This window comes from Salinicoccus sp. RF5 (assembly GCF_020786625.1).
Taxonomy (GTDB): Bacteria; Bacillota; Bacilli; order Staphylococcales; family Salinicoccaceae; genus Salinicoccus.
Window position 1 is genome coordinate 190602 of record NZ_JAJGRC010000002.1, and the last position, 15570, is coordinate 206171.

Genomic DNA, 15570 nt, shown 5'->3' on the forward strand with positions numbered 1-15570 from the left:
TTTTATCCGGTTTATCCGGTCAATTGTCACTGGTGGAAACCACGAATGACAATTAAATCATCCAACCACCCCATCTACTTCCTACATCATGCTGCTGAACCAGAATCCGAGGGCGGTCCCGATATAGTTGCCGATGATATAGCCGAGTGTCCCGACGATCAGGATCGGCCCGACGAGTTTCGTCCACCCCCGGGAGATGGCCATGGCGGCGGCCGTCGTCGGCCCGCCGATATTGGCGTTGCTGGAGAGGATGATCTCTTCAAGGTCGAACTTGAACAGTTTCCCAAGCGAGAACGACACGAGCATGTTGATGAATACGATGATGGCCGCAAACAGCAGGATGAGCGGCGCATTCTGGATGATCAACGGAATTGAAGCGGGCACCCCGATGACGACGAAGAAGATGTAGATCAGGAATGTGCCGATTTCCTGGGCGCCGTTAATGCGTTCAAAATACTTCGGTACCAATGTTACAAGCACCAAAGTCAACGTCGTCAGCATCAGGTAGTTGTCACCGATGATCGCCCTGAGTATCGTGAGGAAGATGTTCGCATCTTCCGGAATCAGATTGCTGAAGATCTCGGCGAGCTTGAAGGATACCGCGACGATGACGAATGAAGTACCGACCGCGAGTGCGATATCATTCAATGCTATCTCCTTGCGTTTCCAATAGGAGGCGGCCGCGGTCTTATTCACTTCATCCCGGGATTCGACTTCATCGATGTGCGGTGTCCCGAATTTATTCCTGAAGAATCCGAATGCCGGCAGGGCGATGAGTACGAGGAAGTAGACGGCCATCAGCAGGTTGTCCGCAACGACTGCAGAGGATACCGTCTCACCAGGTACATCGAACCGTGTCGCCAAGGCGGCGAAGTTCACGCTCCCGCCCGTATATGATCCGGAGATCATCGCTGCGATATGCGGCAGCCCTGGTATCAGGTCCTTCAATAATGTAAATGAAACGATGGCGCCGGCGACGGTGCCGATTGCGCTGATCAGGAAGATGATCAGCAGCCGGCCGCTTTCATGCCATATCTTAAGTATATTCGACTGGAATAGGAGCAGCGGGATGGAGAGTGGTACGACATAGCTCCATACCGCATCATAGACCGGCGACTCGATGGGGATGACCCCGGTGTTCGCCAGGATCATCGCCCCGAGCAGGGCAATGATGGCCCCTGAGAGTTTCGATGCCCATTCGAAGCGCTGTTCCAGATAGATCGATACTGCCGCCCAGCCGACGAGGAAGGCCCACAAGAGCCATGTCTCATCAGGTGAAATCAATGTGTTCATGTATAAATCCCCCTTGCTTCATCTCTTGTCCCTATGATTTCCTGTAGACCATCCGGCCGTTGATGAATGTGTAATGGATGAGCGCATCACTCAGAACGATATCCTCATCCAACGGGTTTTCATCGAGTATGATGAGGTCGGCATCCTTGCCGATATCGACGGTACCGTTCTGATCCTCCGTACGGTTGAGCTTCGCCCCATTCACCGTCATCGCCTTCAATGCCTCGAAGCGTGTCAGCTTCATCTCCTCGCCGAGCACCCGTCCGCTCTTCGTCTTACGATCACACGCGATACGGATGGTATCGAGCGGTGATATCGGCGTCACCGGGCAGTCGGAGTGGAGTGTATAGAGTACGCCGAGGTCTTCCGCCCACCGTGCCGGATCCATCTTTTCCGCGCGCTCCGGTCCCAGGAACTTCTCGTAGTGCTTGTCCCCAAAGTAGTAGATGTGGTTCGTGAAGAACGAGCCGTCGATATGATGGGCCTTCATCGCCTCTATATCCGCATATTCCCCAGTCTGGATGTGTTCTATACGCTTCACTTCATCGTAATCCGGCAAGGCATCGACTTTGCTGTAGGCTTCGATGATCGATTTGATCGCCGCATCGCCATTGCCGTGCGTCGTGAGCGGATAACCGCGTCCGGCGAAATCCATATACAGTCCTTCGAGCTTCTCCTGCGGGATGATGATGTGGCTCCTGTCATCCACATTATGGTAGTCGCGGGTCAGTGCTGCGGTGTTGATCTGGATGGAGCCGTCCTGGAAGAATTTCGCGCTGTCGAGCGTGCACTGTCCATCGGATAGTGCCTCTATCTTTTCCTTCAATTGTGAAAATGAAAGGCCCATGAGCGCCTCTGTTTCCATCAGCAGATGGTAATCGATCATCAGCCTGAGCTTCAGATCGTTGTCCTGCTGGATGTAGGCGGTGAAGGCATCATAATCGTCCGCCCCATGGGCGAGGCCGACGCATGCTTCGGTTGCGGTCGTGATGCCCCGCTCGATATAGTCCGATTCCGCCGCCTCTAGTGCCTGGATCATCTCTTCCTTGGTCGGTTTCGGCAGGTGGGGGAGAAGCACCTCCACTGCAGGCAGCTCGAACAGGAGGCCGTTCAGCTTTCCATCCGTCCGGGCGAAATATCCGCTATCGGGATCCGGTGTATTCTCGGTGATGCCGGCGATTTCGAGGGCTCTGGAGTTCGCGACACCCATATGGGCGGAACTGTGCCGGATATAGATCGGGTGATCTGTGGAAACGACATCGAGCTCTTCGATCGTAATATGGCGGTCCTCTTCGAGTTCTGTTTCACTGTAGCCATGGCCGACGATCCATTCTCCGGCCGGCGTATCCGCCGCACGGGCTTTGAGCGCATCCTGTATGTCTGCGACATTCTTCACCGCTTCCGGCGTCAGGTCGACAAGCGACTTGTACAGTCCGTAGAGCAGCAGGTGGCTGTGCGTATCGATGAAGCCGGGCAGGACGAAGCGGCCTTCCGCATCTAGCACGTCCTCTTCGCCCGCGGCGATTTCCTCATCGATGTGCACGATCTTTCCGTCTTCAATCAGGATATCCCCGAAATAGGGCGTGTCGAATATCATATCGATGATGTTTGCATTTTTAATCAATAGTGTAGTCATCGTCTATCCTCCATATAGAATATATACCAACCCACAGGCCATCAGCTCCGATTTTTAGGATGGTTAAAATTATATAGCATATCGGATGAAATTTCTAACTTGCCTGATAATTTCATTCAGGCAGGGAAGTCAAGAGAGGGCATCATGGGTAATATGTGAGTGATGGGAAGCGGTGGAAAAGCAGTATGGGGTACAACAAATCACCATCAGAAGGGGAGAGGGAGATGTTTACGAGAATCGGGGAAGTCATGCTCTATGTGAATGATTAGGAGGCGACGCGTAAATTCTGGACAGAGAAATTCGGTTTCATCGTCGCTTCGGAATCCGAGGAAGGGGCCGATATGAAGTGGATCGAGATAAAGCCGACACGAGAAGCGGAGACGAGCATCATCCTGCATGACAGGAAGCTCATCGAGAAGCTGTCGCCGGAGCTGAATTTCGGTACCCCTTCACTCATGTTCTTCACGGATGATTTGGACCGTCTGCATGAAGAACTCTCAGAAAAAGGGGTGAAGGTCGGGGAAATTGAAACATTCTCATCCGAGCGGACATTCAACTTTGCAGATAATGAAGAGAACTATTTTGCCGTGATGGAAAACAATGAATAGCACAAAAAAACCGCACCTTCATATGAAGGTGCGGTTTGCTTTATGGAACCAAGGGGGCTCGAACCCCTGACCTTTGCACTGCCAGTGCAACGCTCTCCCAGCTGAGCTATGGCCCCTGATTGCTACATTCATATTCTATACGATTCGCTTATGATATTCAAGCCCCTTTTCAACGTTTCCTTATGAATATACATCATTTGTAAGCAGTATAAATATACGGAAATGAACAATGCAAATCTTATAATTGAACAATCCAAAACTTGTGGACATATAGGAAATTAGATTGTAGTATTTTAAGTGCTCACCTGTATGGGAAATCAATACTTCTGTAAAATATTTGAAGTAACCGGCCGGTGACCAATTAAGGGAAAGGAGTGGAAAGTGGAGTGAAGAATTTTGTAAGCGATTACCTGAAGGAGCATGAATCTTATTTCAAAGAAGTGAGTGCATACATATTCAATCATCCTGAAACGAGATTCGAGGAGTACGATTCAGCACGCTTTCTGGCTGACGAATGCGAGCGTCAGGGTTTCACTGTCAAACGCAATGTAGCGGACATAGAGACGGCATTTACAGCTTCATATGGTACGGAAGGGCCTGAAATCGCCTTCCTCGGCGAGTTCGATGCACTCTCCGGCCTCTCTCAGAAGCCTGGGGAGACGTCATACCAGCCGATGGAGCCGGATATCGGCCATGGCTGCGGCCACAACCTGCTTGGTACGGGTGCCTTTGCGGCAGCCTGTGCAGCAAAGGCGTACCTTGAGGAGAACGATCTCCCGGGACGGGTAACCTTCTATGGCTGTCCGGGTGAAGAGGGGGGCTCCGGCAAGACGTTCATGGTGCGCGAAGGCGTATTTGATGATGTCGATGCGGCACTCACGTGGCATCCGTCACCGGTCAACGCCATCATGGACCTCTCGACGCTTGCGAACTACCAGGTCTACTTCCGCTTCAGGGGCAAGTCGGCGCATGCGGCAAACACACCGCACCTTGGGAGGAGTGCACTGGATGCGGTCGAACTGATGAACGTCGGTGCGAACTACCTGCGCGAACATATCGTGTCGGAGGCGCGCATGCACTATGCAGTGACGAATACCGGCGGCATCTCACCGAACGTCGTGCAGGCGAATGCGGAAGTGCTCTACCTCATCCGCGCGCCGCGTGTGGACCAGGTGGAAGAAATCTATCAGCGCCTCATCAAGGTCGCAAAAGGGGCGGCGATGATGACGGAGACGGAAGTGGAGATCGACTTCGACAAGGGCTGCTCGAACTACGTGTCGAACCGCCATCTTGAAAGCATGCTCCATAAAAACCTGACAGAGGCAGGTCCTGGGGAACCTGCGCAGGACGAAAAGGATTTTGCCAGGAAGCTGTGGAATACGCTGTCGGAATCCGAACAGCAGAACTATCTCGCGCCGCTCAGCGGTTTCGGCTATACCGGTGACGGCGAGGAGTACGCGGGCAAATATCTCGCCGACTCCATTTCCCCATATGAGGCACGTGAAGGCGTGCTCGCCGGTTCGACGGATGTCGCGGATGTCAGCTGGGTGGCACCGACTGCACAGCTGACCGCAGCAACTGCATCGCTCGGCACGAGCGTCCATACATGGCAGATGACGACCCAGGGGCTGAGCGACTTCGCCAACCGCGGCATGATGCGGGCGGCGTCGGCAATGGCAATGACAGGCATCCAGCTCTTCGAATCGAAGGAGGACCTGCAGCAGGCCAAGTCGGAGTTCGAACAGTTCAGAAAGAAGAACGACTACAAGAATCCAATTCCTGCAGGTGTACAGCCTTCCAGGCTGGATGAAAAGTGAACATCATAAAAAAGAATAGCGAGGTGCATTAATTATGGAAAAGAAAAAAGGGTTTTTCACGAAAGCGCTGGACGTCATAGAACGGGTTGGCAATAAGCTGCCGGATCCATTCGTCCTCTTCATCGGACTGGCATTTTTCATGATTCTCCTGTCTTTCGTATTCAGTCTTTTTGGGGCGACCGTCGCCCACCCGGGTACAGGGGAAGAGCTCCAGATCCGCAACCTGCTGTCCGGTGAAGGGCTGCAGTTCATACTGACATCGATGCTCGATAACTTCACAGGCTTCGCACCGCTCGGATTGGTGCTGGCGATGATGCTCGGTATCGGCCTTGCTGAGAAGGTCGGCCTGCTTGATTACGCGATCCGCAAGACGATTCTGAAATCACCGCCGTTCCTGCTGACGTATACAGTCGTCTTCACGGGTATACTCGGCAACCTGGCATCCGATGCTGCGGTCGTCCTCGTTCCACCACTCGGTGCCCTCGTGTTCTACAAGGTCGGCAGGCATCCCCTTGCCGGTTTGGCGGCCGGCTTTGCCGGGGCAGGTGCGGGATTCACTGCGAACCTGTTCATCGCAGGTACGGATGTACTCCTCGCCGGTATTTCGACGGAAGCTGTCGCGATCATCGACGACACGATCACCGTCACGCCGGTCGACAACTGGTACTTCAACATCGTTTCCGTATTCCTGCTGACATTCGTCGGCGGCCTGCTGACTTCCAAATTCGTCGAGCCGAGGCTCGGAGAATATAAGGGGGAAGCGGTCGAAGAGGAGGATACGGAAGAGCTGCCGAATGCAAAGAAAGGGTTCATCACAGCGCTCATCACAGGTGTGCTCTACTGGGCAATCATCGTAGTTGTGATCATGCTGCCGGACAGCCCGCTCCAGGGTGAAGGTGGAACCATCATACCGTCACCGTTCATCGATGGCATCGTGCCGCTCATCCTGATCTTCTTCGTCCTGATCGGCCTCGCTTTTGGTCTCGTGACGGGCAAGATTAAGTCCGGCAAGGACATGACCAGATATATGACGGAATCGATCAGTGACATGGCGGGGTATATCGTACTCGTCTTCGCCATCGCCCAGTTCATCGCCTACTTCAACTGGTCCAACCTGGGTACCTGGGTGGCCGTCAACGGTGCCGAATTCCTGCAGGAAGTCGAGTTCACCGGCTTTGGACTGATCATGGGCTACATCATCTTCACCAGCCTGATGAACTTCCTGATCACATCCGGTTCCGCCAAATGGGCGATCGAGGCACCGATATTCATCCCGATGTTCCTGCAGCTCGGGTACGACCCGGCATTCACGCAGGTGGCCTACCGTATTGCGGATTCATCTGTGAACATCATCACACCGCTGTTCCCGTATATGGTCATCATCCTTGCGTTCATGCAGCGTTATGACAAGAATGCGAGCATCGGCACGTACATCTCACTGATGCTGCCGTACTCCATCGCGTTCCTGGTCGCCTGGATCATCCTGCTCGCGGTCTTCTATTTCACAGGCCTGCCGTACGGTCCGGGTGCATACACGTTCTTTGAAGACAGACCATAATGAACAGATGAAGGAGAGAAATAAATGACACAGCTCGAAAAGCAACTGATCGAATGGCGGCGCGACTTCCACCAGTATCCGGAGCTCGGATTCCTGGAGATGCGCACCGCCACCATCGTGGCGGACATACTTGAAGGCTTGGGCTATGAGCTCGAGATCGGGAAGGCCGTCATGGATTCCGACTACTGCATGGGCAAGCCGTCTGAAGAAGAAACGAAGCGCCACCTCGAGTGGGCGCGCGAGAACGGGGCGGTCAAGAAATACCTCGGCCTTGTCTCGGAGGGCTATACAGGTATCGTTGCGACACTCGATACAGGCAAGCCGGGACCGACCATCGCCTACCGGGTGGACATGGATGCCCTGCCGATCGTCGAGGCGACAGGCGACGACCATGTGCCGGTCAAAGAAGACTTCAGGTCGACGAATGACAATATGCACGCCTGCGGGCATGATGTGCATACGACCATCGGCCTTGGTCTCGCCACGAAGCTCATGGAAAACAAGGACCAGCTCAAAGGGAAGATGAAGCTCATCTTCCAGCCGGCCGAGGAAGGGACGCGCGGGGCGCGCTCCATGGTGGAGGCGGGGGTCGTCAGTGATGTCGACTACTTCGTCGCTTCCCATATCGGCACCGGGGTACCGCACAGCCACTTTGTTGCGGCCAACAACGGATTCCTTGCAACATCGAAGATGGATGTCACCTTCAAGGGCCGCTCGTCGCACGCCGGCGGCAACCCTGAGGAAGGGAAGAATGCGATGCTCGCTGCAGCAAATGCCGTCCTCAACCTGAATGCCATTCCGAGGCACTCGGGTGGGGCGACACGCATCAACGTCGGTGAACTGCATGCCGGCAGCGGCCGCAACATCATCGCCGACCATGCTGCGCTCAAGATCGAGACGCGCGGCGAGACATCCGACATCAACGACTATGTCAAAAGCCAGGCCGAAGCGGTCATTGAAGGCGCTGCGAAGATGTACGGCGTGACCCATCATATCGAACTCGTCGGTGAAGGCGAGAGCGCCGACTGCTCCCTCGAAGTGGCTGAAGTACTCAAGGACATCGCCGAACAGGAAGGTCTTACAAGCGACCTCAGGAGCGATGCCAGTGCCGGTTCGGAGGATGCGACTTTCTTCATCAACGCCGTGCAGAAGCATGGGGGTCAGGGCACCTACTGCATCTTCGGCACCGATCTTGCTGCCGGACACCACAACGAGAAGTTCGACATCAACGAAGACAGCATGCCGCACGCCGTCAACATACTGTTCGAATCGGCGAAAGCGCTGGTCGAGAAATAGATGCAGAAATCCCCCTGGCACCTCAGTGTCAGGGGGATTATTCTATAGTCCGACGAACAGTAGCGCCAGGACGTATATGATCGGGAATGAAATGATGGTCCTCAGGATGAATATCGCAATCAGTTCCCATACGGAAACGGGGATCTTCGACTTCAGCAGCAGGGCACCGACTTCCGAGAAGTAGATGATCTGTGTGAGTGACATGACGGCGATCATGAATTTCGTGAAGTCGCTCTCGATGCCGGATCCGATGACGGACGGCAGGAACATGTCCGTCACGCCGATGATGAACGCAGGCGCTGCAGCTGCGGCTTCCGGTACGTTGATCAGTTCGAGAACCAGTTGGACCGGATAGCTCAAGTACGTGAACACCGGTGTGTATTCCGCCACGATCAGGGCGAGTATGCCGATGGCGATGACGACCGGAATCAGTCCGCCGTAGATGTCGATGACGTTCACCGTACCATCGCGGGCGATGCTTTTCGCGCCATCGCTTTCATCCGCACGCTTGTAGGCGCGCGTCGTCGCAGTTTTGAGCATCGTGCCTTCCGTTGACCGGTCATCGATCTGCTTGCCGGTCACCTCGTAGTACGTATCCTCCTTGCGGGAGAGTGGCGGAATGCGCACCATGACGAGGGCGGTCAGGATACAGGCGATGGCCATCGTCAGATAGAACTGCAGGAAGTACTCCTCGATGCCGATGAATGTTGCAATCACCAGGCTGAAGGGAATCGAGAGCACCGAGAAGTTGGTGGCGATGTTCATCGCCTCGCGCTTCGTATAGAACCCGCGCTCGTACTGCTGGGTCGTGATCATGACGCCGACCGGACTGCTGCCCATCCATGAAGCGAGCGCGTCGATCGAGGAGCGGCCCGGCACCCTGTACAACGGGCGGATGATGGGTTCCAGGAACGTGCCGATGAATTCCATCAGGCCGAAGTTCATCAGAAGCGGCATCAGGAAGGCCGCAAGGAGGAGCCATGTAGCGAGTATCGGCACGAGGCTGTTCATCATAGTGCCGCCTGTGAGGTCACTCGTGATCGCCTCCGGACCGACGCCCGTGACGGTCATGATCGCAAACAGCGTACCGAGTACACGCAGTGTGAACCACAGCCAGTCGAGGACAAATATATCCCGCATTTTAGGTGCGTTCTTGAAGCTGTTGCGGTTGATCAGCGTGCCATATATGGTCACGATCAGGAAGAAGGACATGATGACGGTGATGATCGTTGGGATGGAACCTTCCAGTCCCGTCAGTATATAGTCGGCGAATATGCCGAGGATGATGGTCCATTGGCCATTGAAGTAGACCGGAACGATGAAGAGCAGAAGGGCGAGGGTCGACACCGTCCATGTCTTTATCTTGGTCTCTCTAGAGAACTGCATAATTAATCCCCTTTTATGTATTTTTATGAATATCGCAATGATAAAGGAAAATGAGGTTCATGTCCAATATATTTTCAAAAAGCATTGAATTTTATATTATAAGCAATGCTCGATATAAAGCGCATGAGAACTCAACTGGGCTATTAACAATAAAAGTAAATGAGAGTAAAGATAATATGATATGTTAATATAATGAATAGGGAGGTAATTATGGTATTTATATACATATTATTTGCTGCAATCATCTTTTATTTTGTTATAAGGGCTGCTGTAAGAGATGGGATTATAGAGTCTAAAGTAAAAGAAGAGGAACTAAGTTATAATCAAAAAAGCGATGATTTACTTCAGGAGATCATGGGTTTAGAATCTAAAGTCTCAAAAGAACTTGATGCTGAAGGAAAGAAGCAGGCAAAACTGATTTACGATAATTCTTTGATGGTATATTATTCTGACAAAGAAGCTAAAGAAAAATTTAAAGGTTTACGAGAAAAGAAAGAGGCACTTGTTTCATTAAAAAAAGACATCTAAGTTAGATGTCTTTTTCTCATCTTCCTGGTGTATCCTGACAAACGAAAAGTTTTAAAAAAAGGATGAAAAAATGTCTACGTTATACTTTTATTTGGGTACTGTGTTAATAATTATTGCTGTAACTACACTTTTAGAGACCGTCAATAATTATGTGTAAATGAAGGCATGCCTTTTCTTGTAGTGTGCATTACCCGCTGAACATTTCAGCTAATTCTGCACGGGCCTGGTCAAAACCAATATGGCACCGTGTCGCGAACCGTTGGTTATATGCTTCAAATTGAGTGACCAGGAAACGGTCAAGGGAGTCCGCGTTCGGGAACTGCTCTTTGCGCTTACTGTACCGTTTGATCTGCTTATTGAATGACTCAATCAGATTTGTGGAGTAGATGCTTCTCCTGATTGCTTCAGGGAAATCATAAAAAGTGAACAGATCCGGATTGGCTTTCAACGATTGCGTGACTTTGGCGTAAGATTTCTTCCACTTCTCGATAAACGCGTCCAAAGTCTGCTCAGCTTCGGCCTTATCCGTGGCGCGATACAGGGACTTCAGGTCCTCACAGATTGCCTTCCGGTCCGACACACGGACCTTGTGGGAAATGTTGCGTGCAACGTGAATGAAACATGTCTGGTATTTCGCTTTTGGAAACACCGAATGAATACTGTCTTTGATACCTGGAAGCCCGTCAGAAATGAAGCGCAGGACTTCCGTCACGCCCCGTGCATGGATATCTCCAATCAATTCTTTCCATACATACGCAGATTCCGTCGGCGCGACAGTATAGGCCAGCACTTCCTTGGAGCCATCCTCCCGGATGCCCACAGCGATATAGACAGCCTCTTTGGTCACTGTCTCCCGTTTGACGGGCAGGAATGTCGCATCCAGGTACACGCACACATACCGCTCGGATAACGAACGCTGGCGAAATGCCTCCACTTCTTCTGTGACCGCCTGGGTCATATTTGAAATGGTCTGGGGCGTATAGTGATGCCCATACATCCGTTCAATCAGATGGGAGATTTCAGACATCGTCACACCTTTTTGAAACATATGGATGACAAAAGATTCCAATGTGTCATTGGACCGCTTGTAAGGCGCAACGGTCTGCTGCTTGAAGTCCCCATTCCGGTCCCGGGGAATGTCAATCTGAAGGTCGCCATATTCGGTATGTAACGTGCGGGAATAGACGCCGTTTCTGGAGTTCCCGGAATTGAAGCCCACACGGTCATACTTTTCGTAGTCCAGGAATGCAGTCAATTCGGTTTTCAGTAATGTGTTCACCGCCGTTTCCAGGTGGCTGCGGAAGATTTCTGTGACATCGTCTTTTTTACTAGAGCTTGAATAATATCTGATGTAAAATGATCCATAGGGGTCGTCCTCTTTTCTTGGATTTGGTGTGGTAACTTAATCTTACAAGAAAAGGACGCCCTTTTTCTATTTATTCATTTACACAAACTATTTTACGCTCTCCATACGTCACAAATATGTGTGAAATTTGATGCATCTAGTAAATATCAACATAAATTAACAATTTATGATATATTATTAGTAAATGTTTGTTTTTCAAACAAAAGTAGAGGAATTAATAAAATGTGAAGGGGCAAAACAGGTGAATAAACATCAGCGTCTGGAAGAAATCGTTAAACTTTTGAATAAAAAAGATACAATCAGAATTACAGAAATAGTCGACACCTTACATGTATCAGATATGACGGCAAGACGTGATTTGGCCGAACTGGAAGAGCAAGGTGTACTCACCAAGATACACGGCGGAGCAAGGAGTAATTCAGCATTTCACTATAAGGAAATGTCCCACAAGGAAAAGCATACCCAATTTATAGAAGAGAAAAGAGATATTGCGAAAAAGGCAGCAGCAATTATTGAAGAGGGGAATACAGTTTTTCTTGGTCCAGGAACAACGGTAGAATTGTTGGCTGAAGAAATCAGTAATACTAATCTGTCGGTCATCACAAATTGTTTACCAGTATTCAATATATTATTCAAGAAGAAATCTGAACAGTTTAAAGTGTACCTTATTGGTGGAGAAATGCGGGGCGTTACAGAATCTTTCGCTGGTGAAATGGCGAATAACATGATAGAAACCATGCGGTTCAGCAAGATGTTCTTCAGTGCAAATGGTGTGAAGGGAGAAGATGTAATGACATCTTCTCATGAAGAGGCATATACGCAGAAGTTGGCAATAAAAAACTCGATCGAAAAATATCTATTAGTCGACTCCTCAAAGGTTGGAAAAGAGGATTTTGTATCTTTTTGTGAATTGAGAGATTTAACTGCAGTCATCATGGATAGTAAGGATGAAGAAAAAGCTAAAAATATCCAACAGTATACTGAAGTAGTTATATAGGAATTAAACATTTGATAAAAATTATAAACATATTGTGTCTTTTTACATCGAATAAAACATAAATTCAACAAAAAGTGTTGAATTTATGTTTTTTTAGTTTTATAATTTAAACAAGAACTTGTGAAAGCGATTTAAATGTTTGGTTAAACAAATACAAATGGAGAAAGGAAGACTTCAGTGAGTATAGTAATTGGTGCAGACGCATATGGGAAAGACCTAAAATCCCAGATTAAAAAATATCTGATTGATAACGATTATGAAGTAATTGATGTAGATGAAGCATCGGAAGGAGACTTTGTAGATGTCACGAGATCCGTTGCTGAAGAAGTGCAAAAAAATGATGAGAATCTGGGAATTGTAATTGACCAGTATGGTGCGGGCAGTTTCATGGTAGCGACAAAGATCAAGGGTATGATTGCTGCAGAAGTTTCAGATGAAAGATCAGCATATATGACACGCAGTCATAACAACGCGAGGATGATTACCATGGGCGCGGAAATTGTTGGAGAAGAGTTGGCAGTCAATGTAGTCAAAGGTTTTATAACTGGAGATTATGATGGCGGTAGACATCAAATTCGCGTTGATATGCTAAATAAAATGGGTTAAACAGGAGGAAATTAACAGTGAAAATTGCAATTGGTTGCGATCATATCGTTACAGATACAAAGATGGAAGTTTCAGAGTTTTTAAAGTCATTAGGGCACGAAGTCGTTGATTGTGGAACTTATGATTTTGCACGTACACACTATCCGATTTATGGAAAGAGGGTCGGTGAAGCGGTAACCAATGGTGAAGCCGATTTGGGTGTATGCATATGTGGAACAGGTGTTGGTATTAATAACGCTGTAAACAAAGTGCCTGGAGTGCGCTCTGCACTTGTTCGTGATATGACATCTGCGTTATACGCAAAAGAAGAGCTTGATGCGAATGTGATTGGTTTTGGAGGTAAAATTACTGGCGAGCTTCTCATGTGCGACATTATTGAAGCGTTCATTAATACAGAATATAACCCGACCCAAGAGAATCAGAAACTCATTTCTAAAATTGAGCAAATGGAATCGAAGAACGTAGAGCAGGAGGAAGAAGGATTCTTCGATGAGTTTTTGGAGAAATGGAACAAAGGTGAGTACCATGACTAAGGGTAGATTCCAATGATTCTAACGATAACCATGAATCCCTCTGTGGATATATCATATCAGCTAGACTCATTTAAATATGATTCAGCGAACAGGGTTTCAAATGTCAGCAAAACAGCCGGCGGAAAAGGGATAAATGTAACAAGGGTTTTATCACAGTTGGATAAGGATGTTACAGCAACTGGGCTGACAGGCGGCATTCTTGGAAGGTTTATTGAAGCCTCTTTGAAGGATAAGGGCATTAAGAATTCTTTCTACGAGGTAAGTGGAGCTACGCGGAATTGTATTGCTTTTCTGCATGAAGGTAATCAAACAGAAATACTTGAAAGTGGTCCTATAATAAATAGAGAAGAAATCGATGGCTTTATCACTCACCTTGAAACATTATTGCCGAAATGTGAGTTGGTATCCATATCAGGAAGTCTTCCTAAAGGTGTAGATTACACATTTTATTCCGAACTGATTGAAATATGTAGTGAGCACGAGAAGCGTGTGGTGACAGATTGTTCAGGAGAAGCCTTGCGGGAAGTTATTAAAGGTCGGCACAAGCCGATGCTGATTAAACCGAATCTAGAAGAGTTATCCGAATTGATAGGGTTGGAAGTGGCAATAGATAATGAATCATTAAAGAATGCAGTTTCAACAGAAATTTTCGATGGCATCGATTGGACTTTTGTATCTCTTGGTGCTGATGGTGCTTTCGCAAGAAATGAAGGGAAATTCTATAGAGTAAAAATTCCGAAAATTCGAGTTATTAACCCGGTAGGTTCTGGGGATTCTACAGTAGCAGGAATTGCTTCAGCGATTGTTGAAAATAAGTCTGCTGAGGAGTTATTAAAACACTCGAATACTCTAGGAATGCTAAATGCACAGCAAAGTGTCACAGGTCATGTGGATTTAAGTAATTATGAAGAAATCTATAAAAAAATTGAAATCATTGAGGTGTAGATATGATAGTATCCGATAAAAAGCTCGATTATTTAAAGCAGGTTAGTGATGAAAATGGAATCATTTCAGCTTTGGCGTTTGACCAACGTGGCGCATTGAAACGCATGATGGCACAGCACCAGGATGATGAACCGACAGTTGAAGAAATTGAACAGTTGAAAACAATTGTTTCTGAAGAATTGACACAGTATTCCTCATCTATCCTATTGGATCCTGAGTATGGGCTGCCAGCATCAAGGGTGCGAGACGGAGAGGCTGGATTATTATTAGCCTATGAAAAAACAGGATACGATGCAACTACAAAAGGGCGCCTCCCGGATTGCTTGGTTGAATGGTCGGTGCGACGCATCAGAGAAGAAGGGGCAGACGCGGTTAAATTCCTGTTGTATTATGATGTGGATGATGATGAAGAAATCAACATTCAGAAGGAAGCATACATTGAAAGGATAGGATCAGAGTGTGTGGCTGAAAATATTCCATTCTTCCTGGAAATTTTAACGTATGATGATAATATATCGGATAATAAAAGCAGGGAATTTGCTAAAGTAAAACCAAGAAAAGTCAATGAGGCTATGAAAGTCTTCTCTGAAGAAAGGTTCCATGTGGATGTTCTCAAGGTTGAAGTTCCAGTAAATATGAATTTTGTAGAAGGTTATTCAAATGAGGAGAGTGTCTACTCAAATGAAGAGGCGGCACAATATTTTAAAGACCAGGAAGCATCTACACACCTTCCATATATTTATCTGAGTGCAGGGGTTACAGCTGAAATGTTTCAAGAGACATTGAAGTTTGCACATGAATCAGGTTCTAAATTCAATGGTGTGTTATGTGGCAGGGCGACATGGGCCGGAGCGGTACCAGTTTATATTGAGGATGGTGAAGAAGCAGCGAGGGAATGGCTGCGAACAGAGGGCTACAACAATATCAATGAACTCAATAAAGTACTCCAGAAAACAGCGGTCTCTTATAAAGAGAAAATATAGAATATGAGGAGGATATAC

General features: G+C 48.6%; 12 protein-coding genes, 1 tRNA gene and 2 pseudogenes. 10 read left to right on the forward strand and 5 right to left on the reverse strand.

The window, feature by feature from the left end; genetic code table 11:
* Positions 1-81: 81 nt before the first annotated feature.
* Both LLU09_RS07945 and LLU09_RS07950 read right to left on the reverse strand, forming a co-directional pair.
* Positions 82-1293, reverse strand: coding sequence for a DUF819 family protein (locus LLU09_RS07945; RefSeq protein WP_228311278.1), 1212 nt, complete (start codon positions 1291-1293; stop codon positions 82-84).
* A gap of 31 nt (positions 1294-1324) precedes the next feature.
* Positions 1325-2929, reverse strand: coding sequence for an amidohydrolase (locus LLU09_RS07950; protein ID WP_228311279.1), 1605 nt, complete (start codon positions 2927-2929; stop codon positions 1325-1327).
* Positions 2930-3153: 224 nt separating this feature from the next.
* On the opposite strand from LLU09_RS07950, the pseudogene LLU09_RS07955 reads away from it, so the two are divergent.
* Positions 3154-3537, forward strand: a pseudogene (locus LLU09_RS07955) (VOC family protein).
* Positions 3538-3580: 43 nt separating this feature from the next.
* On the opposite strand, the gene LLU09_RS07960 reads toward LLU09_RS07955, so the two are convergent.
* A tRNA-Ala gene (locus LLU09_RS07960) sits at positions 3581-3653 on the reverse strand.
* Positions 3654-3923: 270 nt separating this feature from the next.
* On the opposite strand from LLU09_RS07960, the gene LLU09_RS07965 reads away from it, so the two are divergent.
* The 3 genes from LLU09_RS07965 to LLU09_RS07975 are packed head-to-tail and all read left to right on the forward strand — an operon-like array spanning position 3924 to position 8208.
* Positions 3924-5354, forward strand: a complete 1431-nt coding sequence (locus LLU09_RS07965) for an amidohydrolase (protein ID WP_228311280.1) — start codon at positions 3924-3926, stop codon at positions 5352-5354.
* A 34-nt stretch (positions 5355-5388) separates the two neighbouring features.
* Positions 5389-6912 carry an AbgT family transporter gene (locus LLU09_RS07970; protein WP_228311281.1) on the forward strand — a complete coding sequence of 508 codons (1524 nt, stop codon included), beginning with the start codon at positions 5389-5391 and terminating at the stop codon, positions 6910-6912.
* Between the two features lie 24 nt (positions 6913-6936).
* On the forward strand, positions 6937-8208 hold the full coding sequence (locus LLU09_RS07975; RefSeq protein ID WP_228311282.1) for an amidohydrolase: 1272 nt from the start codon (positions 6937-6939) through the stop codon (positions 8206-8208).
* Between the two features lie 42 nt (positions 8209-8250).
* On the opposite strand, the gene LLU09_RS07980 is transcribed toward LLU09_RS07975, so the two are convergent.
* On the reverse strand, positions 8251-9594 hold the full coding sequence (locus LLU09_RS07980) for a YjiH family protein (protein ID WP_228311283.1): 1344 nt from the start codon (positions 9592-9594) through the stop codon (positions 8251-8253).
* Positions 9595-9804: 210 nt separating this feature from the next.
* On the opposite strand from LLU09_RS07980, the gene LLU09_RS07985 reads away from it, so the two are divergent.
* Positions 9805-10122 (forward strand): hypothetical protein, encoded by a 318-nt coding sequence (locus LLU09_RS07985; RefSeq protein WP_228311284.1) that lies wholly within the window; start codon positions 9805-9807, stop codon positions 10120-10122.
* Between the two features lie 187 nt (positions 10123-10309).
* Here the strand turns inward: LLU09_RS07985 and LLU09_RS07990 are convergent.
* Positions 10310-11487, reverse strand: a pseudogene (locus tag LLU09_RS07990) (IS256 family transposase).
* A gap of 242 nt (positions 11488-11729) precedes the next feature.
* On the opposite strand from LLU09_RS07990, the gene LLU09_RS07995 reads away from it, so the two are divergent.
* The 5 genes from LLU09_RS07995 to lacD all read left to right on the forward strand — a co-directional run bounded on the left by LLU09_RS07995 (position 11730) and on the right by lacD (position 15552).
* Positions 11730-12485, forward strand: coding sequence for a DeoR/GlpR family DNA-binding transcription regulator (locus tag LLU09_RS07995; RefSeq protein WP_094906418.1), 756 nt, complete (start codon positions 11730-11732; stop codon positions 12483-12485).
* A 177-nt stretch (positions 12486-12662) separates the two neighbouring features.
* On the forward strand, positions 12663-13091 hold the full coding sequence (gene lacA / locus LLU09_RS08000) for a galactose-6-phosphate isomerase subunit LacA (RefSeq protein WP_094906221.1): 429 nt from the start codon (positions 12663-12665) through the stop codon (positions 13089-13091).
* A 17-nt stretch (positions 13092-13108) separates the two neighbouring features.
* The gene (gene lacB / locus LLU09_RS08005; protein WP_094906222.1) at positions 13109-13624 is read left to right on the forward strand and encodes a galactose-6-phosphate isomerase subunit LacB; all 516 of its coding nucleotides are present in this window, start codon (positions 13109-13111) and stop codon (positions 13622-13624) included.
* Positions 13625-13636: 12 nt separating this feature from the next.
* On the forward strand, positions 13637-14569 hold the full coding sequence (gene lacC / locus LLU09_RS08010) for a tagatose-6-phosphate kinase (RefSeq protein ID WP_228311285.1): 933 nt from the start codon (positions 13637-13639) through the stop codon (positions 14567-14569).
* A 2-nt stretch (positions 14570-14571) separates the two neighbouring features.
* A complete protein-coding gene (gene lacD / locus LLU09_RS08015) occupies positions 14572-15552 on the forward strand; it encodes a tagatose-bisphosphate aldolase (RefSeq protein ID WP_228311286.1) in 981 nt (326 codons plus the stop codon).
* Positions 15553-15570: the final 18 nt, after the last annotated feature.